Origin of the sequence: Bartonella sp. AR 15-3 (assembly GCF_002022445.1) — a bacterium.
Lineage (GTDB): Bacteria > Pseudomonadota > Alphaproteobacteria > Rhizobiales > Rhizobiaceae > Bartonella.
Genome location: NZ_MUYE01000001.1, coordinates 768,930 through 794,611, shown reverse-complemented (window position 1 = coordinate 794,611; position 25,682 = coordinate 768,930). Strand labels below are relative to the sequence as shown.

19 protein-coding genes and 4 pseudogenes are annotated in these 25,682 nt (G+C 35.9%); 9 read left to right on the top strand and 14 right to left on the bottom strand.

Going from position 1 to position 25,682, the window contains the following annotated elements; genetic code table 11:
* Nucleotides 1–5: 5 nt before the first annotated feature.
* The 10 genes and pseudogenes from BAR153v2_RS03590 to BAR153v2_RS03545 all read right to left on the bottom strand — a co-directional run.
* Nucleotides 6–320 (bottom strand): annotated as a pseudogene (locus BAR153v2_RS03590) (ATPase, T2SS/T4P/T4SS family); the annotation flags it as partial.
* Nucleotides 317–1,540, bottom strand: a complete 1,224-nt coding sequence (gene virB10, locus BAR153v2_RS03585; RefSeq protein ID WP_078680353.1) for a type IV secretion system protein VirB10 — start codon at nt 1,538–1,540, stop codon at nt 317–319. The pseudogene BAR153v2_RS03590 and the gene virB10, both read right to left, overlap by 4 nt.
* Entirely contained in the window at nt 1,537–2,400 is an 864-nt protein-coding gene (gene virB9 / locus BAR153v2_RS03580; protein ID WP_078680352.1) for a P-type conjugative transfer protein VirB9, read from the bottom strand. Before virB9 ends, virB10 begins: the two co-directional genes overlap by 4 nt.
* Nucleotides 2,397–3,065: a virB8 family protein gene (locus BAR153v2_RS03575; protein ID WP_078680351.1), complete on the bottom strand. Its 669-nt coding sequence runs from the start codon at nt 3,063–3,065 to the stop codon at nt 2,397–2,399. Before BAR153v2_RS03575 ends, virB9 begins: the two co-directional genes overlap by 4 nt.
* On the bottom strand, nt 3,055–3,366 hold the full coding sequence (locus BAR153v2_RS03570) for a conjugal transfer protein TraJ (protein WP_078680350.1): 312 nt from the start codon (nt 3,364–3,366) through the stop codon (nt 3,055–3,057). The genes BAR153v2_RS03575 and BAR153v2_RS03570 overlap by 11 nt, the downstream gene beginning before the upstream one ends.
* 192 nt (nt 3,367–3,558) lie before the next feature.
* Nucleotides 3,559–4,553: pseudogene (locus BAR153v2_RS03565) on the bottom strand (type IV secretion system protein).
* Between the two features lie 228 nt (nt 4,554–4,781).
* On the bottom strand, nt 4,782–5,240 hold the full coding sequence (locus BAR153v2_RS03560) for a type IV secretion system protein VirB5 (RefSeq protein ID WP_198934317.1): 459 nt from the start codon (nt 5,238–5,240) through the stop codon (nt 4,782–4,784).
* Complete coding sequence (locus BAR153v2_RS03555; protein WP_078680348.1) at nt 5,237–7,594, bottom strand: VirB4 family type IV secretion/conjugal transfer ATPase; 2,358 nt, start codon at nt 7,592–7,594, stop codon at nt 5,237–5,239. Before BAR153v2_RS03555 ends, BAR153v2_RS03560 begins: the two co-directional genes overlap by 4 nt.
* 17 nt (nt 7,595–7,611) lie before the next feature.
* Entirely contained in the window at nt 7,612–7,920 is a 309-nt protein-coding gene (locus tag BAR153v2_RS03550) for a type IV secretion system protein VirB3 (RefSeq protein WP_078680347.1), read from the bottom strand.
* Complete coding sequence (locus tag BAR153v2_RS03545) at nt 7,921–8,238, bottom strand: TrbC/VirB2 family protein (RefSeq protein ID WP_078680346.1); 318 nt, start codon at nt 8,236–8,238, stop codon at nt 7,921–7,923.
* 376 nt (nt 8,239–8,614) lie between these two features.
* Here BAR153v2_RS03545 and BAR153v2_RS03540 point away from each other — a divergent pair.
* Nucleotides 8,615–9,375 (top strand): annotated as a pseudogene (locus tag BAR153v2_RS03540) (hypothetical protein).
* Between the two features lie 209 nt (nt 9,376–9,584).
* Here BAR153v2_RS03540 and glnA read toward each other — a convergent pair.
* The 3 genes from glnA to uvrA form a co-directional block, all read right to left on the bottom strand.
* The gene (gene glnA / locus BAR153v2_RS03535) at nt 9,585–10,994 is read right to left on the bottom strand and encodes a type I glutamate--ammonia ligase (protein WP_078680345.1); all 1,410 of its coding nucleotides are present in this window, start codon (nt 10,992–10,994) and stop codon (nt 9,585–9,587) included.
* A gap of 53 nt (nt 10,995–11,047) precedes the next feature.
* Complete coding sequence (locus BAR153v2_RS03530; RefSeq protein ID WP_078680344.1) at nt 11,048–11,386, bottom strand: P-II family nitrogen regulator; 339 nt, start codon at nt 11,384–11,386, stop codon at nt 11,048–11,050.
* A 242-nt stretch (nt 11,387–11,628) separates the two neighbouring features.
* Complete coding sequence (gene uvrA, locus BAR153v2_RS03525) at nt 11,629–14,541, bottom strand: excinuclease ABC subunit UvrA (RefSeq protein ID WP_078680343.1); 2,913 nt, start codon at nt 14,539–14,541, stop codon at nt 11,629–11,631.
* Between the two features lie 225 nt (nt 14,542–14,766).
* Between uvrA and ssb the strand changes: the two genes are divergently transcribed.
* From ssb to BAR153v2_RS03490, 7 genes and pseudogenes are all read left to right on the top strand, one after another.
* Nucleotides 14,767–15,255, top strand: coding sequence for a single-stranded DNA-binding protein (ssb, locus tag BAR153v2_RS03520; RefSeq protein WP_078680342.1), 489 nt, complete (start codon nt 14,767–14,769; stop codon nt 15,253–15,255).
* A gap of 284 nt (nt 15,256–15,539) precedes the next feature.
* A complete protein-coding gene (gene gyrA / locus BAR153v2_RS03515) occupies nt 15,540–18,308 on the top strand; it encodes a DNA gyrase subunit A (protein WP_078680341.1) in 2,769 nt (922 codons plus the stop codon).
* Between the two features lie 33 nt (nt 18,309–18,341).
* On the top strand, nt 18,342–18,836 hold the full coding sequence (coaD, locus tag BAR153v2_RS03510) for a pantetheine-phosphate adenylyltransferase (RefSeq protein WP_078680340.1): 495 nt from the start codon (nt 18,342–18,344) through the stop codon (nt 18,834–18,836).
* Nucleotides 18,837–18,844: 8 nt separating this feature from the next.
* Nucleotides 18,845–19,450 (top strand): peptidylprolyl isomerase, encoded by a 606-nt coding sequence (locus BAR153v2_RS03505; RefSeq protein ID WP_078680339.1) that lies wholly within the window; start codon nt 18,845–18,847, stop codon nt 19,448–19,450.
* A 4-nt stretch (nt 19,451–19,454) separates the two neighbouring features.
* Nucleotides 19,455–19,967: a peptidylprolyl isomerase gene (locus BAR153v2_RS03500; RefSeq protein ID WP_078680338.1), complete on the top strand. Its 513-nt coding sequence runs from the start codon at nt 19,455–19,457 to the stop codon at nt 19,965–19,967.
* 398 nt (nt 19,968–20,365) lie between these two features.
* On the top strand, nt 20,366–21,484 hold the full coding sequence (gene tgt, locus BAR153v2_RS03495) for a tRNA guanosine(34) transglycosylase Tgt (protein WP_078680337.1): 1,119 nt from the start codon (nt 20,366–20,368) through the stop codon (nt 21,482–21,484).
* Nucleotides 21,485–21,939: 455 nt separating this feature from the next.
* Nucleotides 21,940–23,128 (top strand): annotated as a pseudogene (locus BAR153v2_RS03490) (MFS transporter).
* A gap of 232 nt (nt 23,129–23,360) precedes the next feature.
* Here BAR153v2_RS03490 and BAR153v2_RS03485 read toward each other — a convergent pair.
* Complete coding sequence (locus BAR153v2_RS03485) at nt 23,361–24,575, bottom strand: NADP-dependent isocitrate dehydrogenase (protein ID WP_078680336.1); 1,215 nt, start codon at nt 24,573–24,575, stop codon at nt 23,361–23,363.
* A gap of 189 nt (nt 24,576–24,764) precedes the next feature.
* Here BAR153v2_RS03485 and BAR153v2_RS03480 point away from each other — a divergent pair, with 189 nt between their 5' ends.
* Nucleotides 24,765–25,412, top strand: a complete 648-nt coding sequence (locus BAR153v2_RS03480) for a hypothetical protein (RefSeq protein WP_078680335.1) — start codon at nt 24,765–24,767, stop codon at nt 25,410–25,412.
* Nucleotides 25,413–25,682: the final 270 nt, after the last annotated feature.

Sequence of the window (25,682 nt, the reverse complement as noted above, 5' to 3'; positions counted from 1 at the left end):
AGTGTTTCTACAACTGGAGGAATGACGATTTGAATACGCTCATTATTTGGCAAGGTAGCTGATAGTATTGGATTTTTATCGGAAATACTTTGCTTAGAATAAGCAGCGATCACTTTAGCCATCCCCATAAGTTCATTAAAAGAGAGCTCTGGTACTTCTATTGTTTTCCATCCTGTAATTCCTTCAATCATGACCTGATAAGGACGGTTAATAACGATTTCGAAAAGATTTTCATCTTTGAGAAAGTTATGAATTGGTTTGAGCTTTGTTAAAACGATGGCAGTAGTTTCATCATTTACATTTTGGCAGTTTTGTTTCATTTCAATGTCACCGTAGAATTTTTATGAAAGTCTCCCGAAAAAGCACGACGAATAACCTGCTTGTTATTTTCGACAATTTTCAATTTATATACAGTTGAGAAATCTAGGTCGCGGGCAACAAAAACATTAACTATTTCACCTTGATTTTTGGTCAAGGTTGGAGGGATATGGGCGTAATTTTCCGCGATAATTTTTGCCATATCTATTCCTGCATAAAGGCTATGTGTTCCTGAAGACAAGGTCTCTGTTGTTTGTTCTTCTTGTGTTGGTGTTTTTAGTAAATTTAGCCGGTTATTTGCGTAACTTGTTGCATCTCTGACGATTGAAACAAGAAATGCAGAACCAAGTCGTTCAAACCAGTGATTATCAATATCACCATCAACACCTGATCGGCCTAAGGAATCTGTTGCTGGTGAGGACAATGTTATAATGATACCCTCTGGTGTTTTAGCTCTATTCCATAATATGAAAAGACGCGATTGGCCTTTTTTTAAACCGCTACGATATTCACCGATGATTTGTGTTCCTTTATCGAGCAGGACGATGCGACCATTGTCTGACAAGATATCTCTGGAAACGATACAGCTAACAAAACCTTGTTGTTCACTGCTGATTGCTGTTTCTAAGATACATGGAATAGAAGCTCCCATTGCAATGATGTAATTTCGGTTCCCGAGTGTTGATGCATGAACACCGTCTAACTTTGTTGCTTCGAGGAGGTGATTAAAGGATTGTGCTGTTTTATTTGAGCGATTGTTATTTTGATCCAGAGAAACGGCATTATTATTATTTTCTGGAGTAACTTGTTGCTGATTTGGATTAATATAGGCTAAAACGGGAGCACGTTGTGCTGCTTCTAATAATTTATGATCAAATTTTGGTTGATTGATTGTTGGTGTTGGTAATTCGACCTTAGGCAATAAGGGGTTATTTTTATCAGCTAACTCTAGAGGAGCCATCGTGGGTTTTATCGATTGGAACAGTTCTGTTTGTTTACTGCTTGCTTCTTTAGGTAATTCTATGAGCTGTTTTTTTGTATCTTTTGAAGATGAAAGGATTGTATATATTAAATAAATACAGACACCAAAGAGAATAAGAAGAGCAAGGGCTTTTCCTAAATTAAAGCCCTCTTTTTTTTCTTGACCATCCTCTATTGTATCACGATCCTTTATCATATCATACTTATCAAGATCTATTTCATCCACTTCATCATTATTCATGGCTGTTTCTCTACGTTTATTTCACGTTGGACAGAAGGTGATGTTGTTCCAGTTCCGGGATTAATCCCTCTTGGGATGAAACCTTTATTAAAGATACACAGAACTTCGTTACCACGTCGCAGAGTGAATTGCATGGCTATGGCATGGACAATGACCTGGTTTCCTTTAATTGTTTTTGGAACGATAGTTTCTTGTCCATCAAGTAAGACAAGATAAATGGCAGGGATTTCATTATTTCCTAAAAAGGTAAATGTTGTTGTTTTTCCGTTATCATAGACGGAGCTTGGTTCAATGAGGGGGGAACCTTGAGCAGTATAAGCCCAATTGCGCGGTCCAAAATCTTCATGCATATTGAGGATATCATCGACAAATTCTTCTGCATTTTTTTGTGCTTTAGCTTCTTGAGCTAATTGTTCACGCAAGGCTTCATCTTCTGGATAACGAAACTTTACAAGGAAATATGTGTCATTACCGACAGAAACATCGCCTTCACGCACTTGAAGTTCAAATTGATAAGATCGTTTTGTCCCATCTTGGCGAGTTGTGACAATTTGTAGATTGGTGTTAGGCTGAACTTCACGAGGTTTGAGAAAGACAAAGTGACCGGCTGGTGCGACTTGCCAAGCAACGGAATTGCCAATTCCAATATAAGCAATATTTTCATCGCTAGCGAATTCAATCTGCACTGAAGAGCGAATAGATCCAATGATTTTTGTGATATTATACGGGTCATAATTAATAAATCTGATCCGATTATCTTTTTGTGCACTCACGGGAGAAATTTCTGCCCATGATAAAGATGCATCATAGCTTATTGCAACGATGAGAGTTAAAAAGAATATTTTTACTACTCTAATCATTGAACTACCTCTGGATCAGATCTATACTCTGACACTTGGAAACCAAGCGGGTTAATTAAGCGATTTTCTACTGAAATGCGTGTATTAACGTAGGAAAAATTTAAGACCGAAACCCAATGGAAAATATCTTCTTTTCCATTAGAGTCTCTAATCGTTTTATAGTAACGCACTTGAATGAGATCTTTACTTAAAAAAGAAATGGATTTTATTGTAACTGTCACGGACATATTTTTATAGATATTTTGCGGACTATTTGGATTATTTCCCGAATACCATTTGGCAAAGCGATTTTGTTCTTCTACGGAAGATAAAAGAGAAGTGATACGAAAGTTATTTTCTGTTTCTGATAATTGGAAACTTTCGCGTGCACGAATATATTTGCTCGCGAAGTAACGTGTTATTGCTTCATCATAATTTTGAGGTTCATCTTTTAGAACACTAACAACATCGACAATACCTGTAGAATTATCTACGCGGATAACGAAAGGCTCTACGGTTTTTAAGGGTGTTAAAGTTACCACGGCTAAAGCCAAAGCTATTGTCATCAACCCCAAAAGCACGGCCAAAGCTATGGCCATTTTCATTTGCAGTCGCGTACTACGCATACGATCAATATCGAATGACCGCGCTTCTCTTATATATTCTTTAAATTCATCACTTTTCATGTGTGATCTCCGCATTCTTATAAGAGGGCGTTTGAGGGTTTATTGTATTTCCAGGAAGTGTAGGGAGTGCGACATGAGCTTCTGGTGCTTCATTTTCTTGTGTGTTGAGGATAACAGGAGTTGTGATTGGCTTGATCGCCATATTGTGAAGGAAGGTGTTATTATTATTCCATTTCCCTTGATTGAGCATACGGGTATTTTGTCCATTACAGCGTGGAAGTTTTTTGGGGCCATTTTTAAAAGAAGCGCAACCCGTAAGGGCTATCAAAAGAATTAAAATGATAGTTATTTTTAGTTTCATTATCTGAACTCGCAAATATTTTGAAAAATAAAATATTGGGGTTTTTCAGTGCATAATTTTACCGAAACAGGGAGCAAAACATGAGAACTGATTTTTTGAAAAAGCGAAGAGAGCTTTTCAGCGGCTATGCGTATGGCTAATACCTTTTGTGTGAAGGCACTGACTATAGCTGTGTTGGAGAAACATTTGATATTAAAATGCGCCACGACCACCTCCACCCATCATTCGAGCAGCTTGTGCGGCTTGTGCAGCTTGTGCAGCTTGAGAAGCTCCTGCAGTTGCTCCTCTTGCCGCACTGCTACCGAGTGAAAAGCCTCCTCTAACAACGTTCAAGGCACCAGAAGCCATTGAGATCATTTCTGATCCTGCTGATACTCCAGCATGATAATATGGCCCTCCACTAGAGAGTGCAGAAGCAATGGTAGGAAGTGATTGGAAGAGAATAACTCCTACTATTGAGACTACAAGGACAGGAGGAAGCAAGAGATAGATTGAAGTATATGAGCCATCGAAAACATACAGCATAATTTTGCACATCATTGTTCCAAGCATCATCACAAGAACTTGTAAAACTGTAAAATTAACTAATGTTGAAATCCATGAATCGGCGTATCTGCGAGTTACATTGAATAAATATAAACTAATGAAAAGAGGACCAAGACCTATCACCATGATTAATGTAATTTTTGCAAACATTTGGATAATAAAACCAACTGTACAAAAAAAGACAACCGCCAAAAGCATTAAACCCCGACCAATCCCACCGAAACCTTTTCAAAAAGACCAACTCTACCTAGAAATTCTTGATAGCGCGTATTCGTAATTAACAAGAGATAATCGAAAACATTAGCGTCGACGGGACTGCTATTGAACGCATTCCCAATAGCATTGGCTAAATTACCGAAAAATATATCTTTGATGTAAATATTAAATACATCTGCATTTGTTGCCATTGTTGTCACAACAACGATTTTAATGACATTATTAAGGAGACTATGCATTGAAAGGGCGACGTGGCCAGTCATAACATTATAGCCATATAAAAATATAAAAATGATTGCAGCAAGATTTAATGGCGCTGCAATAGCAGAAGACAAGCTACTGACTGTTGTATCCACTACATTGTTGAGTGGTGTTAAAATATACGAAGAAACATTTTCAAACGGAGTAAATGAAAAATCTGACATTACTTTTATCTTGGTAAAATCTGACATTAGTTTTATCTTGTTCTAATTTTGCCTTTAATGTTTGATAAATATGAGTTTATCATCTTTCTTGCATCTCTTCAGGCTCTTCTTGTGATTGAGTATTCCCATTGAATAATAAAGTCAGCCTGTATTAGAGTTTTCATTTGAAAACTAGCAAACTACATTTGAAGAGCTTTCCTTTTTTCTTTTGTACTAATTGGAGTCAATTTATAACTTGAGCTTAGTTTTAGCTTGATCCAACTGCTCTTGAAGTGTTTTTTGAACAGCTTCATGATTTTTCTGTTGTTCTTTTTCACGTTCTTGTTCTTTTGATTGAGCACTTTCGGATTTTATAATGACAGAAGCTTGAAGTCTTAGAATATCCGCTTGAAGATTAGCTTGAAGAATAGCCAACTGCGTTTGAAGAGCTTCTTTCTCTTCTGCCTTAAGCGTCTGTGAGGATAATTTCTCATTTATTTCTTTAATCTTTTCTTGATTTGCAATTGCCGAAGCATAAGCAGATTTAGCTGTTTCTAAATCTGAGATTTCTGATCCTGATGAATCTTGTATGACATTTTGATAATATGCCTCAGGATCTGTTGACGATGCTGCATAAGAGATAGAACATAATGATAAAAGAGAGGTAGAGCATAATGATAAAAGTTTAATCAGATACAATGGGTTCATTGAGTGTGTCTCCTTCGATAAAATATAGGTAGCCATACATTGGGATTTGTTCCGTGTTCACTTATAATTTGATTCACGAGTTCGATATTTCTGGTTGTTCCACTTAAGACAGCAATTTCATTATCCATTCCACGTAAGTTGAGTTCTGCAACAACAGAATTTTGACCTTGTTTAATAAGAAAGCGGCGAGATTCTCTGCTTAATTCTGATTGGATTAGTTCAAATTCACGTTCAGTTAATTTAAAGTTTTCAACATAATCATTGTAATTAGCTTTTTGATTTGGAAAAAATATTTGGGTGGGGCATTGTTCAATGATTGTATGAGCGATTGTTGAATTCAAAGCATCTCTGGGGCTTTGTGTTGCAAAGAGCATCATGCCATTTTGTTTACGAATTGTTTTAAGACGATCTTGAGTAAAAGCTTTAAATGAATCATCTTCAAGGGCCTTCCAGAATTCATCAATAACAATAATGATACGCCGACCATCGATAAGATCGAGAATACGGTTAAACAGATACATCATCAAAGGGCGACGAATTTCTTCATTATCTAAGAAATCGGTCATGTCATAACCTATGAATTGAGCATCTAAATTGAGATCATCGTGATCATTATCAAAGACCCACCCTAAAGGATTGCCTTTGATCCAACGTTTTAAACGTATAGCAATACCTTCTGTAGAGGTATTATCAAAAAACAGTTGGAGTGCACCGAGGGAGCGTTGTGCTAAAGGAAGAGTTTCTAAGGCATTGATCGCTCTCGCGACATCTTGTCGCTCTTGTTCTGTCACTGTTTGGCCGTCCGTGGTAACCAACTTTAAGATCCAGTGCTGAAGAAAGAGTTTGTTTTTTTCTGTATATTCGATACCTTTTAATGGTGCAATACCGGTAGGTTTACCATTTTTCAAAGGCTTATATTTGCCACCTCCAGCGCGAACAAAAATCTCTGCTCCTTGGTCTTTATCAAAAAAGACTATTGTTGGGTTGTGTTTTTGCGATTGTGCAAGAAGAAAATTAACAATGACTGTTTTGCCAGATCCTGACGGACCGCAAATAAAAGTATTCCCGACATCACCACAATGAAAATTAAAATAATAAGGAGAGCCAGCTTGCGTTTGTAATAAAGCGACAGCAGAGCCCCAAACATTATCTTTTAGTTTGCCAACGGGGAATGAATGGAAGGGGGATAATGCTGCAAAATTTCTGCTGCTAATAGCTCCAGAGCGTGCTCGATAGCTAAAGTTTCCAGGAAGTTGTGCCCACCATGCTGCTTCTAATCCTAGATCTTCTCTGGCTATAACTGCACCACCATTAGTAAGATATGAACGCGCTTTGGAGAGATGTTCTGCCAATTCTTGTGGACGATCAGAAAAAACGGCTAAAGAGAGATGATGTTCTCCCAAAACAAAACGATTGGACTCTAAATCATCAAGGGCCTCATCAAGAGCTCCAATTTGCGAACTGGCACGATCCGCTACATTAATCATTTGATTTTGTTTACGGCTCATAATAGCATTTGCGACTGCTTTACTTTTAAAAACAAAGGATTGCGTTAAAATAAATTCAAAGGGCGCTGTCAACAAGCCATCTGTCATGCCAGGACGTGTTTTAGAAGGATATTCTTTCCAGCCAAACATACCAACAAAGCGTTCATTGCTTTCGTGACGTATTTCGATAATTTCTTTGCCGAAGATAATACGATCTGAATAAATCGTTGAGGCAATAGTCCCAAAGGTAAGGGGTACGCGTTCACGCCTTCCTCCCACCAATTGATGAAGAAATTCACTTTGCTCAGAAAATAAAATATCATTGTATTCGTAAGTGGATAAAAGTCGTGCACCATAGCATTCCAGACCTTGTATAAGATCTTGACTTAACTCTTCGATTTTTCGAATAGATTCAAAGTCTGGTTCCGATTGCATCTTCTTTGCTTGTGTTAAACGGTGAAAAAAAGAAGCTAGCTGTTCAGTTTTATCTGCTGCAGGATTCCAGAGAACCGAAAGAAATAGATCATTTTGATAAAGATCTTGCGAAACCATTTTTTGTTTATATTGTTGATCTAAGACTGTTGCAAAAGATGAAGAAAATTGGCTCTCTGGATAAATCTTTTCACGTCGACGGATAATGTGAGAATATAAAGCGACACGTTCATCTGCTATATTCTTCAAAAGCGTGTTTAATTGGGTATGTAAAGAATTTAATTGGCTGATATCTGCAGTATCAAAATTTACACCTTCAATAGTAATTACTGTCATTAAGCAACGTGAAGCCAATGCAATCACGTGTTGATTGACATGACGGACATAGGGAATATATTCTTCGGGCAGAGATTCCCGTTTCGATTCCCGTTTCATCACTGCATTTATCTCCTTTATTGTAGCTCCTTGTAAGTACGGATAAGACGTAAGGGAGATGTAGATCCTCCCCCCCATCTCGTCAGGTTCTTTTGTTTGCCTCGAGTATTGAGCCAAGCAAATAGAACACGAAATTGGTTATGGTCGCGTTTCGTGATTTCGCGTAAGATAAAGTGCAAACCAACACCAAGACCGATCATTGAAAAGCTACTTGTAATGATAAAAAGAGTAGACGTTGCTATGACATTTAACGCCATCGCTTCTACTGTAACACCCGCAAACATGGCTGGTCGTGTACAGGCAAGAAAAAGAGTATCTTCGTTCATTTATGATGTAGTCCCCATTAATAAATTAACAAGAGCCGAAGCACCAAAAACAATACCAATACCAAGAACACAATATGCTGCTTTGCGTAAATCAATAACACCATACATCCAACCAATACCCACAGCTGCAACACATATGGTTGCAATGAGCTTCGCTGTTGTACCTGTCATCATAGTAACAATATTTCGCAAAACCGTATCAAGATTCCCCATACCGCCAGCAGTAGCATCAGCATAAGCAGGACTTAATACAACGAACACGGTTAAAAGTAGTGTAAAGGCGATATAGTAAATATTCTTAGATATATTGTTTATCATTTGCTCTCTCTTCAAAAAGAAGATTGATTACATAGTTTCCTCTAAAGGTTAGGAATTTTTGCCGTCTTAGATTCATAGCTTAACTCCTATGGATTGTTGTCTTCGTTCTCTTAAAAAATTTTAATATTAAACTTTGTGCATTCTCAAAATTTTCTATCTAAAAAACGAAACATTTTTACTATCATTTAATATAGACAATTTTAAGTTGTCTCATTCTGTCAAAATGATAATATGAAAAATACAAAAATAATGTTTTTATTAGCAAAATGTATTTAATTTACAACAAACACTATTGAAACTCTCTCTTGAAAATTAGGAGAAAAGCAGAGATGCATAAAAAAATTTATAGGGCATAAAAACAATAAGGATTGAGCAAATGCGATTTAAACCGATTATTGTTCTCTATATTGTCTGTTCTATAGGAATATGGATAATAAGCCAAAATCAGAACAAAACAAATTTAGATGTTCTCGAACCATTAAAAATGCAAGAAAACCAACATACAATGAATATGTATCTCGAACAAAATAAGCACTATGAAGCGAATATTCAAAAAGAATTAGAAGAGAATAAACTAGATCTCAATTGGATTAATAGTGCTTCAAACAATTATGAAAATATGTTTAATGGTATAGCATCTGTTACCAGTGGTGTCACATTCAAATTAATAACCCCTCCTGAAAACTCTGAACATAAACCTATCATCCGAAATATTCACTTATATGGTGTAGATACATGTGCCCCCGTCAAAAAGCAAAATTAAATAACCAAGAATGGCCATGTGGAGCTGTCACAACAGCGTGGCTGGTTACCAAAACTTTAGGACATAACTTATCTTGTAAGCAAACTGCTATAGAAAAAGAAACCCTCTATGCTCAGTGTTTTGTTCAAGGAATCGATTTAGCAGAAATAGGACTTGCAGAAGGTATGCTGATAATATCAAAAAACAATAAATACCCCATCCCAACAACATATCTAAGCGCTGAACAAAACGCCTATAAAAATAAAATCGGCCTTTGGTCCAGCAATTTTATTGATCCTATACAGTGGCAAAAAAAGTACGGAACCTACAATCCTTTCGATAATCACCATAAATTCATGTCTGAAACAAAAAAAAATATAGAAACATCTTATTAAACTTCAAAATACAAAAATAAGCCAACCATAATTTCCCAAAAATCGCCTAAGCTCGTAATAATAATTTTCTCATCACCAATCTCAAAATGATCTATATTATTTGCTTCCTAATAAACACATTCTAAAAAAATCTATTTGATATAAGAATAATCGTCTAATTATAGCTGAGGCAGGCATCCCATGAAAATCAAACAAAACTTTTATGTACATTAAACAGAATAATACATGTCAAATTCAACAGGATGAGGGGTAATTTCATAACGCAGAACTTCTTTCAGTTTTAATTCAATAAAGGAATTAATTTGGTCATCGTCAAAAACATCTCCAGATTTAAGAAAATCACGGTCTTTATCAAGAAACTCAAGTGCTTCACGTAGGCTTCTGGAAACTGTAGGAATGTTTTTGAGCTCTTTGGGGGGAAGATCATAAAGATCTTTATCCATAGCTGGGCCAGGATGAATCTTATTCTTTATACCATCAAGACCAGCCATAATAAGGGCTGAAAATGCAAAATATGGATTCGACGCTGGATCCGGAAAACGAATTTCTACACGTTTTGAATGTGGCGAAGCACCAAATGGAATACGGCATGCTGCAGAACGATTGCGTGCAGAATAGGCAAGAAGAACAGGTGCTTCATACCCAGGAACTAAGCGTTTGTAAGAATTAGTTGATGGGTTTGTGAAGGCATTGAGTGCTTTTGCATGCTTGATAATACCACCAATAAAAAATAAACAGGTTTCTGATAGTCCAGCATATTCATCACCTGCAAATATTGGTTGTTTATCTTTCCAAATTGATATGTGAACATGCATGCCTGAACCATTATCTCCTAGAATTGGTTTTGGCATAAAGGTTGCTGTTTTTCCATAACTATTAGCAATTTGATGCACAGCATATTTAAAAATTTGCATTTTATCAGCTTCACGAACCAGCGTATCAAACCGAATACCTAATTCATGCTGAGCTGCTGCTACTTCATGATGATGTTTTTCAACATGTACCCCCATATTTTTTAATGCAGTAAGCATTTCAGAACGTATATCTTGGCAAGAATCGATAGGAGGGACTGGAAAATAACCACCTCCCATACGTGGGCGATGACCAAGATTGCCCATTTCATATTCAGTATCATCATTTGATGGATTTTCACTTGAGTCGAGTTTAAAACCTGTATTATAAGGATCAGTTTTATAGCGTACGTCATCAAATATAAAAAATTCCGCCTCCGGTCCTACATAGATTGTATCACCGATTCCTAAAGATTTCATATAAGCTTCAGCTCTTTTAGCAATAGAACGTGGATCTCTATGATAGAACTCTCCTGAAACAGGATCAAGTATATCACATAATATAGTCAAAGTTGATTGAGCAAAAAAAGGATCAATATAAGCTGTTTCTGCATCGGGCATCAAGACCATGTCCGATTCATTGATTGTTTTCCAACCAGCAATTGAAGAACCATCAAACATAATACCATCGATGAATGTATCTTCGCAAATTTCAGCAATATCCATTGTAACATGATGCAATTTGCCTTTTGGGTCGGTAAAACGTAAATCAACGAAGCGTATATCATTATCTATAATTTGTTTAAGAATGTTTGAAGCGGTAGTCATATTCAATTTCCTTATTGAATTGGGTGAATAGAAAAGATAAAAATTATAGATATTTAAAGAGCGCCAATACCGGTTTCACCAGTGCGAATACGAATAACATCATCGATAGGTAAAACAAATATTTTTCCATCTCCTATTTGTTTTGTTTGAGCTGCTTTACGAATTGCTTCAATTGCTTTCTCTAGAATTTCATCAGTAACAACAACTTCAACTTTGACTTTAGGTAAAAAATCAATAACATATTTTGCACCCCGGTAAAGCTCTGTCTGTTCTTTTTGGCAACCAAAACCTTTTGCCTCTGTTATTGTGATACCTTGTAGACCAATTTCTTGAAGTGCTTCTTTTACTGCATCAAGCTTAAAAGGTTTTATGATGGCTTCAATTTTTTTCATATTGAAATTATCTCCAACGATTTTATTTTATAAGTTTATATATACCATTATACTATTTACGATTACGATAATAAGATATTTCAAAAAAGCACTTTCTTCACGAAAAAATCAAAAATAATGCAATATAGAATATAGCATTATTATTTTATAGGATAAAAAATTATAAAATTTATAAAAGGCAATAATAATATAAATTAAGGCGTTACTTTTTATAGTGCTTTATTAGGTATTTGTGATCTATTTTAAGATTTTAAATTATGTAAAGGTTGACGTAGCAAGAGTTCTTTTAAAAATTTACCAGTATAAGAGGAGGGGACATTAATAATGTCTTCAGGACGACCGACAGCAACAATTTCACCACCATTATCTCCACCTTCCGGTCCCAGGTCAATAATCCAGTCAGCTGTTTTTATAACTTCAAGATTATGTTCAATAACTATAACTGTATTACCTTGTTCGACGAGGTTATGGAGCACTTCAAGAAGCTTGGAAATATCGTGAAAATGTAAACCGGTTGTTGGTTCATCTAAAACGTAAAGTGTACGACCAGTCGTTTTGCGTGAAAGTTCTTTAGCGAGTTTTACGCGCTGGGCTTCACCACCAGAAAGCGTTGTGGCTTGTTGCCCGATTTTAATATAACCAAGACCAGCTTTAACGAGGACTCCTATTTTGTTATGAATAGTAGGAATAGCTTGAAAAAATTCTTCTGCTTTTTCAACTGTCATATCAAGTATATCAGCAATAGACTTGCCTTTAAATTTCACTTCAAGTGTTTCTCTATTATAACGTTTTCCTTGGCATACATCACAAGTAACATAGACATCAGGTAAGAAATGCATTTCGATTTTGATAACACCATCTCCTTGACATGCTTCACAACGTCCTCCTTTAACATTAAATGAGAAACGTCCAGATTGATAACCGCGAGCTTTTGATTCTGGAAGTTCTGCGAACCAATCTCGAATTTGAGTGAAAATGCCAGTATAAGTTGCTGGGTTCGAACGTGGAGTACGTCCAATAGGTGATTGGTTGATATCAATCACCTTATTAAGAAACTCTAATCCTTCAATTTTATCGTAGCTTGCTGGGATTTGATGGCTTCCCATGATATGACGCGCTGCAGCTTTGAAGAGGGTTTCAATAAGAAATGTTGATTTTCCTCCACCAGAAACACCAGTTATGCAAGTAAAAGTTCCAAGAGGAATATTTACACTGATATTTTTCAAATTATTACCTCTGGCTCCAATTACTTTAAGTGTTTTTGATTTTGATATTTTGCGTCGTTGAGCAGGAAAATTAATTGTTATTTTTCCTGAGAGATATTGCCCTGTAAGTGAAGATGGATTGTCCATAATTTTTTGTGGTGGTCCTTGAGCTATGATTTGTCCACCATGAACGCCTGCAGCAGGACCGATATCGACAATATAGTCTGCAGTGAGAATAGCATCTTCGTCATGCTCAACAACAATAATTGTATTTCCAAGATCACGTAGATGGCATAGCGTTTTTAAAAGACGTTCATTATCACGTTGATGTAAACCAATGGATGGTTCATCTAATACGTATAAGACTCCTGTGAGACCAGAACCAATCTGCGATGCTAGTCGAATACGCTGACTTTCTCCACCTGAAAGTGTGCTTGAAGCTCTGGATAAGGTAAGATATTCGAGGCCCACACGATTCAAAAATGTTAAGCGCTCGCAGATTTCTTTTAAAATTCGTGCTGATATATTACGCTGTTTTTCATTGAGATATTGATGGACATTGGAAAACCAATGACTTGCTTTTAAAATGGAAAGTTCTGATACTTGCCCGATATGCATTCCATGAATTTTGATAGAAAGTGCTTCCGGTTTTAAACGGTAACCATTACAGGTTGGGCAGAGTGAAGAAGATATGTAAGGTTCAATTTCTTCACGAAAACGTGTAGAATCTGTTTCTTTCCATCGCCGCTCCATGTTTGGAATAACACCTTCAAAGATTTTTTTTGTAGTGTAAGAATGTACACCATCTTTATAGAAAAAGGAGATCTCTTTTTTTGTTCCATATAAAATAGCGTGTTGTGCTTCATTTGAGAGCCTATACCATTTATCTGTGAGCTTAAATCCATAAACTTTTCCTAATGCTTCTAAAGTTTGATGATGATAAGATAAGGACGATTTGGACCACGGAGCAATAGCTCCAGCTTTTAAAGTAAGATTTTCATTTGGTATGATTCTTACCGGATCAATTACTTTTTTTGTACCAAGTCCATCACAAGTAGGGCAAGCTCCAAAAGGATTGTTGAATGAAAACAAGCGTGGTTCAATTTCAGGGATTGAGAAACCAGATATAGGACAAGCAAACTTTTCTGAAAAAATGAGTCGTTTGTGGCTTTCATTTGTTGATTTATTGAAAGATCCTTTTACAGTCTCCTTTGCTGTTAAAGGTTGATCTGTCATTTCAGCAATTACAAGTCCATCTGCTAGTTGTAAGCAAGTTTCTATACTATTAGCTAGTCTAGCAGTGATATCATTACGTACGATAATGCGGTCTACTACTACATCTATATCATGTTTATATTTTTTATTAAGAGGAGGGACATCAGCTATTTCATAAAATTTCCCATCAACTTTTGCACGTTGAAATCCTTTTCTTAAAAGTTCTGTTAGTTCTTTTTTATATTCACCTTTTCTTCCTCTAACTAAAGGTGCCATAATAAAAATTCGAGTACCTTCTGGAAGTGTCATAATTTGGTCAACTATTTGACTCACTGTTTGGCTCTCAATTGGGAGACCCGTAACAGGCGAATACGGAGTACCAATACGAGCAAAGAGTAGGCGCATATAATCGTAGATTTCAGTGACAGTCCCAACTGTTGAACGAGGAGTGCGGGTGGTTGTTTTCTGCTCAATGGAGATAGCAGGGGAAAGTCCATCTATTTGATCGACATCTGGTTTATGCATCATTTCTAAAAATTGGCGTGCATAAGCGGAAAGGCTTTCAACATAACGACGTTGGCCTTCAGCATAAATTGTATCAAAAGCTAAAGATGATTTTCCTGAACCAGAAAGACCCGTTATGACGATGAGTTTATCACGTGGGAGATCAAGATCAATATTTTTTAGGTTATGTTCACGTGCGCCGCGAATAGAGATATATTTTTGATGAGACATGTCAACCTTCAGCGTATATGAACAAAAATTAAGTCATGAATATATGAAATAAGATTATTTTTTGAAAATTACAATGTGTTCAATTGCTGCATCTAGGAAAGAATGCAAATTCGGGTAAATGATAAAGTTAAGATAGTGGTTTTTTATTTTTTATGTGGAATAAACTATACGTTATTGTTAGCTTTTGCTATAATGGAAATGGTTTAAATTTGTGGAGTTTATACAATGGCTGGGAGCCTTAATAAAGTTATGTTAATTGGTAATCTTGGTGCGGACCCTGAAATTCGCCGTTTAAATTTTGGTGATCAGGTAGCAAATTTACGTATTGCTACTTCAGAGAGTTGGCGGGATCGCAATACAAATGAGCGTAAAGAGCGAACAGAATGGCATAATATCGTTATCTTTAATGAAAATCTGATTAAAGTTGTTGAGCAATATTTAAAAAAAGGAAGTAAAATTTATATTGAAGGTCAGCTGCAGACACGTAAATGGCAAGATCAAAACGGAAATGATCGTTATACAACAGAGGTTGTTTTACAAAAATACCGTGGTGAATTACAAATGCTTGATAGTCGTGGGCTAGGAAGTGGAGAACAAATATCCAATGCAAATCAGTCCAGCAGTAATTTTGATCAAAAAGATGATTTTGATCAAAAGAATAATCAATTAAAAGGGAATTTTTCACAGCAATTGGACGATGATATTCCTTTTTGATAATCTTATAGCGATATTCTATTTCGGAAGTATTCGTTTATTTTATCATTAAGATAATGGTTAAAATAAAATGGAGGATGTATCTACGTAGCTATTTATTTTACTTTTTATTGAGGAGAGAACGATCTATTTATTTCATATACGATTACGATTTTTAATAAAAGCAAATAACATATTGAAAATTATCGTTAAATTTTTACTCTTTGTAAAGAGGGAGATTAGCATTTTACAATTTTTTTCGATATAAAAGATCAAAATGATTCTTTTTTGAAAGTATTGAAGTTGTGACCGATCTTACTACACAATCAGAATATGATGTGCTGACCGGTATTGAGCCAGTTAGTATTATTGAAGAAATGCAACGCTCTTATCTCGATTATGCGATGAGCGTTATTGTATCGCGTGCATTGCCTGATGTGCGCGATGGTCTTAAGCCTGTTCATCGACGTATTCTTTATGCAATGAATGAAATGGGTCTTTCTTTTAATAAATCTTACCGTAAGTCAGCAGGTGTTGTTGGGGAAGTTATGGGGAAGTTTCATCCTCATGGTGATGCTTCAATTTACGATGCATTGGTGCGTATGGCACAGGATTTTTCCTTACGAAATCCATTGATTGATGGACAGGGAAATTTCGGATCGGTTGATGGTGATCCTCCTGCGGCAATGCGTTATACAGAGTGTCGTTTAGAAAAAGTTGCAGAAGAACTTTTAGCTGATATCGATAAAGAGACAGTTGATTTTCAAGATAATTACGATGGACGTGAGCGTGAACCTATGGTTTTACCGGCACGTTTTCCTAATCTTTTAGTTAATGGATCAGGTGGGATTGCTGTAGGAATGGCCACCAATATTCCCCCACATAATCTTGGTGAAGTTATTGATGGATGTATTGCCTTAATTGACAATCCTACTATAACGCTTGATGAAATAATTGAAATTATTCCTGGTCCGGATTTTCCTACGGGTGGTATTATTCTCGGTCGTTCAGGTATTCGCTCAGCTTATGAAACAGGACGTGGTTCAATTATTATGCGTGCTAAGGTTGATATTGAAGAAATTCGCAATAACCGACAGGCAATTATTGTAAGCGAAATCCCTTATCAGATTAATAAAGCAACGATGATTGAGAAGATAGCTGAATTAGTACGTGATAAGCGCATCGAAGGAATCTCTGATCTACGTGATGAGTCTGACCGTGATGGGTATCGGGTTGTTATTGAACTTAAGAGGGAAGCTGTTGCAGATATTGTTTTGAATCAACTGTATCGCTATACGCCATTACAAACTTCTTTTGGTTGTAATATGGTTGCGTTGAATGGGGGAAAGCCTGAGCAAATGACGTTGCTTGATATGCTTCGTGCTTTTGTTTCTTTTCGCGAAGAGGTGGTTAGTCGGCGCACAAAATATCTTTTGCGTAAGGCACGTGAGCGTGCGCATGTTTTAGTTGGTCTTGCTATTGCTGTTGCTAATATTGATGAAATTATAGCATTAATTCGTACGGCACCTGATCCTCAGACAGCCCGTATACAGTTAATGGAGCGGCGTTGGTTGGCTGCTGATGTGGCATCTTTAATTAAGCTCATTGATGATCCTCGTCATATTATCCATGAGGATAACACATATAATTTATCTGAAGAACAAGCTAGAGCTATTCTGGAGTTACGTTTACAAAGGCTCACTGCACTTGGACGTGATGAAATTGCTGATGAATTAAATAAAATTGGGGTAGATATTACAGATTATCTTGATGTCTTGGCATCACGTTTGCGGATTATGGGCATTGTTAAGGACGAACTAAGCACTCTTCGCAAGGAATTTGTAACTCCCCGACGTACTATCTTTGGTTTTGGTAATGCTGAGATGGACAATGAAGATCTAATTGTGCCGGAGGATATGGTGGTAACGGTTAGTCATAGTGGTTATATTAAACGTGTACCTCTCAGTACATATCGTGCTCAGCGTCGTGGGGGTAAAGGGCGTTCTGGTATGTCCACAAAGGACGAGGATTTTGTAACCCGTTTGTTTGTAAGTAATACACATACATCTGTTCTTTTCTTTTCATCACGTGGGATTGTTTATAAAGAAAAAGTTTGGCGTTTACCTATTGGTACACCCCAGTCGCGTGGGCGCGCTTTAGTCAATATGCTTCCTTTACAGGAGAAAGAGCGTGTAACAACAATTATGCCATTGCCAGAAGATGAAGCAAGTTGGAGTAAATTAGATGTTATGTTTGCAACAACTCGTGGAACAGTACGCCGCAATAAATTATCGGATTTTATTCAGGTAAATCGTAATGGTAAAATTGCTATGAAACTTGATGACGAGGATGAAATTCTATCTGTAGAAACTTGTACAGAGCGTGATGACGTTGTTCTGACAACAGCCAATGGACAATGTATTCGTTTTCCAGTCATTGATGTTCGTGTTTTTATGGGGCGTAATTCAGTAGGGGTACGTGGTATCAATATGGTTGATGGTGATAAGGTTATTTCTATGACTATATTAGAGCATGTTGAGGCAACATCAGTCGAGCGTTCTGCTTATATTAAACGTGCAATTAATGAGCGACGTGTTGCTGGGGCAGATGCGGAAGATGTTGTAATTGTTGATGAAGATGAAGAGGAAATAGAAACAGAACTAACAGATGAGCGTTATGCAGAGCTTGCTTCTCGTGAACAAATGCTCTTAACAGTTAGCGAGTTTGGATATGGAAAGCGATCTTCTTCTTATGAATTTCGTATTTCAGGGCGTGGTGGAAAAGGAATTCGTGCAACTGATCCAACTAAAGCTACTGAAATTGGTAAATTAGTAGCAGCTTTTCCGGTTAAAGCGCAAGATCAAATTATGCTGGTTTCAGATGGAGGACAACTTATTCGAGTACCCATTGAGGGTATTCGTATAGCTGGTCGTTCTACAAAAGGGGTAACAATTTTCAATACAGCAAAAGGTGAAAAAGTTGTATCGGTTGAGCGTATTTCTGATCCTGAGGATGACGCAAACAAACTAGATGATGACAGTGAAAAACATTCTGGTATGGTTGATGTTAATTAAGATAAATAACTCTGGGATTATCGGAAAAAATAGATGAAAATTGCTCTTTATGCAGGATCTTTTGATCCTATTACAAATGGTCACCTTGATATTTTGCAAAGTAGTTTAATTTTTACTGATAAAGTAGTGGTGGCTATTGGTATACAAGCTACAAAAAAGCCATTTTTTAGTTTTGAAGAACGTGCTGCTTTAATTACGCAAGTGAGAAAAGATTTATTGAATATAGGTTCCGATCGATTACAAGTTATTTCATTTGATAATCTCCTCATTGAGAAAGCGCGTGAAATTGGTGCTTCGTTTCTTATTCGTGGATTGCGTGATGGTACTGATTTTGATTATGAAATGCAGATGGCGGGAATGAATGAAGTAATGGCTCCTGAGTTGCGAACAATTTTTTTACCAACAAGTATTTCTAGCCGTATGATAAGCTCTACATTGGTGCGTCAAATTGCCACTATGGGGGGAGATGTTACGCCTTTTGTTCCTCAAAATGTTGCACAAGCTTTGTACTCAAAATTTAAATTTTAAAGGAAAGAATGATTGTGTTTTTTAGAGTTTTTACTGTTTTAACATGTATTTTTTACTTATTTTCATTTAGTGCTGCTGCAGATGATCATAATATTCTTGTTTTATCTCTTAAAAATGGTGATGTCATTATTCAACTGCGTCCAGATCTTGCACCAAAACATGTTGCTCGAATTAAGAAATTAACAGAAGAAGGTGCTTATAATAATGTTGTATTTCATCGCGTTATTCCCGGTTTTATGGCACAGACTGGTGATGTAAAATTTGGAAAAAAAGATAGTGTTGATTTTGATCTCAAAAATGTTGGTAAGGGTGGTTCAAACTATTCTAATTTACCGGCAGAATTTTCAAAACAACCTTTTAAGCGTGCTACTGTTGGTATGGCTCGTTCGCAAGATCTACATTCAGCAAATTCTCAATTTTTTATTTGTTTTGAGGATGCTACTTTCTTAAACAGTCAGTACACTGTTGTTGGAGAAGTTGTAAAAGGAATGGAATTTGTTGATAAAATTAAAAAAGGAACCGTAGACAATAATGGGTCTGTAACAGACCCTGATGTTATTTATGCTGCCTATTTGCAAGTTGAGAAAAAAGTGAAAGTAGAAATAAAGGAATAACACTATGGTCGAGCATAAAAATCCGGAAAATACTTTAATTCTTGAAACAACAAAAGGAAAAGTAGTAATTGAGCTTTTTGCTGATTTAGCTCCCGCCCATGTTATACGTATCAAAGAACTTGTGCGTGAGGGCGCATACGATGATGTTGTCTTCCATCGTGTTATTGACGATTTCATGGCTCAAACTGGTGATGTGCAGTTTGGCAAAAAAAATGGTGAAAAATTTAATTTATCACGTGTTGGTATGGGTGGTTCAGATAAACCTGACTTAAAAGCAGAGTTTTCAAATCTTCCTCATAAACGTGGTACAGTTTCTATGGCACGTAGCCAGAATCCAAATTCCGCTAATTCGCAGTTTTTTATTTGTCTCGCAGATGCTCCTTGGCTTGATCGTCAATATTCCATATGGGGACAGGTGCTTAAAGGGATGGAAAATATTGATAAAATCAAGCGTGGTGAACCTGTTATGGATCCAGATGCAATTATTAAAGCTACAATTGTTGCAGATGCCAAATAATAGAGATGTTACGTAACATTTTTTGCAATTTTACAGCATGAGAGCAGCATATAAAAGGTGTATTTTCATGCAGAAAGAGTTTTGAATGTTGAGATTTCAAAATAAAAGATTGCACTAAAGACTAGCTTATTTACGTGAAAATACATTTTTCATAAGATTTTCAATTAATAGAAAGCACATCTGCTAGAATCATAAAATGTTAAATATTTTTATTGCGTTAAATAATTGTTTTTATTTTGTTGATCATTTAAGAGCAGATTTTATTTATTTTCTTTAATTTTTTTGACTAATTTTAGTATTAGTGAATAAAAGAGATCCGTGATTTATAACTGCGGTAAAGAGGCGATTGCTTTTATTTTGAGAGTAATATGGGTTTTTGAGATCAAAAAGATAAAATAATGATAAAAGCATTTCACTATAAAAAAAATTCTCAAGATGGATGTGCTCGTCAAGGTGAAATTATAACGGGACGAGGACGTATTCGCACACCTGCATTTATGCCAGTTGGGACGGCTGGAACCGTTAAGGCTATGTATATGGATCAGTTGCATGCTCTTGGTGCAGATATTATTTTGGGCAATACTTATCAATTAATGTTACGACCAGGAGCTGAGCGTATTGCTCGTTTAGGGGGGGTACACGAATTTGTTCGTTGGTCTGGGCCTATTTTAACGGATTCTGGTGGTTTTCAGGTTATGTCTCTTTCAGGGATATGTAAAATTACAGAGCAGGGCGTTATTTTTCGCTCTCATATTAATGGGGCATATTATGAAATGAGTCCAGAGCGTTCTATCGAAATCCAAGGTCTTCTTGATTCTGATATTCAAATGCAACTTGACCAGTGTATTGCATTACCGGCATCAGAGAGAGAAATAGAAGCTGCTATGGAACTTTCATTGCGTTGGGCAGAGCGTTGTAAAAAAGTTTTTGGCACTCAACCAGAAAAAGCAATTTTTGGTATTGTTCAAGGCGGAGATAATATGAAATTGCGTGAACGCTCTGCTCAAGCATTAAAAGAAATGGATTTGAAAGGCTATGCCATTGGAGGTCTTGCGGTTGGTGAACCTCAGGATGTTATGACAGCTGTCCTAGATGTTACTTGTTCAATTTTGCCGGAGGACAAGCCGCGCTATCTCATGGGAGTAGGGACACCAGATGATATCTTAAAAAGTGTAGCTCGAGGAGTAGATATGTTTGATTGCGTTATGCCAACGCGTGCAGGGCGTCATGGTTTAGCTTTTACTCGTTTTGGAAAAATTAATTTGCGAAATGCACGTTATGCAGAAGATCCAAATCCTCTTGATTCACAATCACCTTGCTCTGCTGCACGTGATTATAGTTGTGCTTATTTGCATCATTTAATCAAATCTGGTGAATCTCTTGGAGGCATGTTATTAACTTGGAATAACCTTTTTTATTATCAGCAGCTAATGCAAGGTATCCGTGACGCTATTAAAGCAGGACGTTATGCTGACTTTTGCTCTGATACTGTAGCCTTGTGGATGCAAGGGCGATAGATTGTTTGTAAAGAAAGCTTTGTTAATACAATAAAAAACGTTCAGATAGCTCTTTCAGAGAATATAGATGCACTACTCTAAGTAGATATACAGATAATATTATTTATTCCTCTATGGTATTCCCTGTTGAACAAAAAGTATTGCTCCGGTACGCACTACCTGATCCGGAGAGAAGCAGCTTATTTCTGTTTCTAATAACTATCTAAATTAACAATGTTAATTCTAAGTTAGTAAATCCTTAAAGAAGTATGAAAATTATCTTTTTAAAATGCTTTGTGTTTATTTTTATGAAATATCATAAAAGTACAACGTGGAAGCTGTATATCTTTTGTTTTTAAAAATTGCTTTTTGATATTTAAAACGTATTATTTGCTCATTTTATAGCACATTTAATAAAATAGTATTCAAAATATAAAAATAATAAGATATAGATTTTCTAAGGATAAAATTTTTTAATGTCTTTTAGGATTGATTTTAAAACCAAGCGTTTGGGCATTTTAGCTCTTGCAGTAGGAAGCTTTGCTATTGGTACTGCTGAGTTTGTTGCAATGGGTTTACAACCAGAGATGGCGCATAGCTCACATATTAGTATTGCTATAGCGGGACAATATATTTCTTCTTATGCTTTGGGAGTTGTGATTGGAGCACCTATTTTAGCTGTTGTAACAGCTAAGCTGCCACATAAGGCTGTTTTGATAGGATTGATGTTTTGTTATGCTTTGGCAAATATTGTTAGCGCATTTTTTTCTGATTTTAATGTATTAGTGATCTTACGATTTATTAGCGGTCTTCCACATGGCATTTATTTCGGTATTGCGACTATGGTTGCATCTTTTATGGTAGAAAGAAATGAAAGATCAAAAGCTGTTGCAGTGTTATGCTTGGTTTGACAATTGCAACAGTTATTGGAGCACCAAGTGCAACTTGGATCGGCCAATTTATTGGGTGGCAGGTTGCATTTTTTTTTGTAGGTATTGTTTCTTTGGTGTGTTGTTTTCTTATTTGGAAATTTTTACCTCCTGTTTCTAACATTGCCAAAACAAGCATTTTAACGAATTAAGCGCATTAAAGAAAAAGGAAGTATGGTTCCTTTTAGCTATGGTTTCAATTGGTGCATCAGGATTATTTTCTGTGTTTACATATATTAAGTCAACATTGCTTTATGTTTCTAATGTTTCTCTTGAATGGGTACCATTTATTATGCCGTTGATGGGATTGGGAATGGTTGTGGGTAATATTTTAGGTCCTAAATTCGCGGTTAAGATTGGTTCTTCAGCAACGATATTTTTTGGTATGCTTTGGAGCACATTTATTTTTTTTCTTTTTTTTCTCTTATCATATACTCCACTAACAGCAGCATTAGGATGTTTTCTTATTGGGACTTCTTTTGCATCTATGCCTTCTATACAAACGAAAATCATGGATATTGCTGGATCTGCACAGATGTTAGCAAGCGCTTTGATGCAATCTGCTTTTAATATTGCTAATGCTCTTGGTGCGGAATTGGGAGCATGTGTTTTGAAATTAGGCTATAGTTACGAATATACGGCTATCCTTGGAGGTATTTTAACTTTGTGTGGATTGTTGATTTTCTGTTTTTTATGGTACATAGAAAAATATAATCAATATTTTCTGAGTAAGTAAAGAGGTTTTTAAAGCTATTTTAGTTTTTTATAAAGCGTAAGAATAATCAAAAGAGAGCAGCATAGTAGTGACCTCGTTAGAAAATAATACAACAAAGATAATAAAAAGTGTTTTTATACATATAAAGAGACTTCTATTAGAGCGTGTCATAAAATGTGTATTAAACAATTTAACGATTTATAGAAGAAAACTCAAAGCTTTCCATTTAGAAAGCTTTGAGTTTGTAATGATATTAGTGAGTCATTTCTTTTTTTAGGTTTTCATCAATTTTATCAAGAAATCCTGTTGTAGATAACCATTTTTTTTCGGGACCGATTAAAATAGCGAGATCTTTTGTCATGAAACCTTCTTCAACAGTATTAATACAGACTCTTTCCAATATAGTAGCAAAATTTTTTAATTTTTCATTATTATCAAGCTTGGCACGATGCATTAGTCCGCGTGTCCAAGCAAAAATGGAAGCAATAGAATTTGTTGATGTTTCTTTATTTTTTTGATGCTGACGGTAATGACGAGTTACTGTGCCATGTGCAGCTTCTGCTTCAACAATTTTACCGTCTGGTGTCATGAGAACAGAAGTCATAAGACCGAGAGAACCAAATCCTTGAGCAACGATATCTGATTGAACATCACCATCATAATTTTTACACGCCCAAACATAACCACCTGACCATTTAAGTGCAGAAGCTACCATGTCATCGATAAGACGATGCTCGTAATATAATTTACGATTTTCAAATTCGGTTTTAAATTCTGCGTCAAATACTTCTTGAAAGATATCTTTAAAGCGACCATCATAGGCTTTCAAAATAGTATTCTTTGTCGAAAGGTATACAGGGACATTGCGTTGAAGGCCGTAATGAAAGGACGCGCGGGCAAAGTCGCGGATTGATTCATCAAGATTATACATCGCCATTACAACCCCTGCACTTGGAGCATTAAAGACATCGTGTTCGATAATCTGACCATCATCACCAACAAACTTGATACTTAATTTTCCTTTACTCGGAAATTTGAAATCCGTTGCTTTATATTGATCACCAAAGGCATGACGCCCGACAATAATTGGTTTTGTCCAACCTGGAACGAGACGTGGAATATTTTTACAGATAATAGGCTCACGAAAAATCACACCTCCCAAAATATTGCGAATTGTTCCATTTGGTGACTTCCACATTTTTGTTAAGTTAAATTCTTTAACGCGTGCTTCATCAGGAGTAATGGTTGCGCATTTCACACCAACCCCATATTGTTTGATAGCATGAGCAGAATCAATTGTTATTTGATCGTTGGTTGCTTCTCTATTTTCAATGGAAAGATCATAATATTTAAGATCAATATCAAGATAGGGATGAATGAGCTTATCTTTAATATATTTCCAGATAATACGAGTCATTTCATCGCCGTCAATCTCGACAATGGGATTTGTCACTTTAATCTTTGCCATTAGGAATCCTTTTTTTATTTAAACAATATTTTTTTCTATAGCATTTTCAGATCCATGATGGAAATTAAAAACAGAAATCCAGAAAAAGCTTTTTGCATGTATAACTAAGTTTTTATTTTAAAGTTTTTTTATCTGTGTTATATTAAACACATAAGGTATTGAGCTGCATCATTTCAGTGGGGGAAGACAATGGTTTCTGTTGTTTCATTTCAGATAAGTCCAAGAATTGATGGTTACCAAAAATATAGCTCACAGAAAGAGCAGAATTTCAATGAGATGATTAAGGATACTATTCAAGTGCCATCTGTGCACATTAGTAGTAAAAATATTATTCCTTCGATTTTGTATGATACATTATCATCTTTTCAAGAGTTTTCCGATAATTCTGATAGTAAAGTTCAATTTACAGAAATCTTGCCTTCTTTAATTGATAGTACTCATTCTCTTTCTTTATGGGATACTTTAATTGAAGCTGATGCATCACAATTTCAAGATTATGATGGTGTTCCAAGTGGTCGTTTTCAGGTTTATGTTCCTTTGGTAATGGACAGTAGTCAATTGAAAGATCTTATACATTCTTTAGCAAGAGAAGGGAAATTGCTTGGAGGACCACAAGCTTTGTTTACAGCTCTAGAACGTGATACTGCTAGAATATATAATCAATCAGATATAGAAAATCTTATTGGAAAATCAGTTAATTGGAAACAAGGTCATGTGTTTGGCACAATGTGGGATCGTCGTGTGGTTGATGAGCAATTAATTCAAAAATTTCAACAGGAAGGTAAGCAAATATTTACTGGAGCCATAGGATCTCTTCGTTTTTCTATTATTTATTAAATAAAATAAAAAATTTATTTATATCAATTTCTTTGTTTTATTATTAGAGATTGCATTAGCTAAACTAAAATTTTTAATTAGTTATTATACAATTAGAGACTCTTTGTAGTAGTATAAATATGAACTACTACGAGCATTATGTTTACCTTCTAGTATCTAACAATACACATTAGGAATGCTGATTGTTTTATCACAACTGAAATTTTCATATAACAAGTTTGGTTATAAAAAATTTACAAAGAATGTTAATTTATACTCAAGATAAAAAAT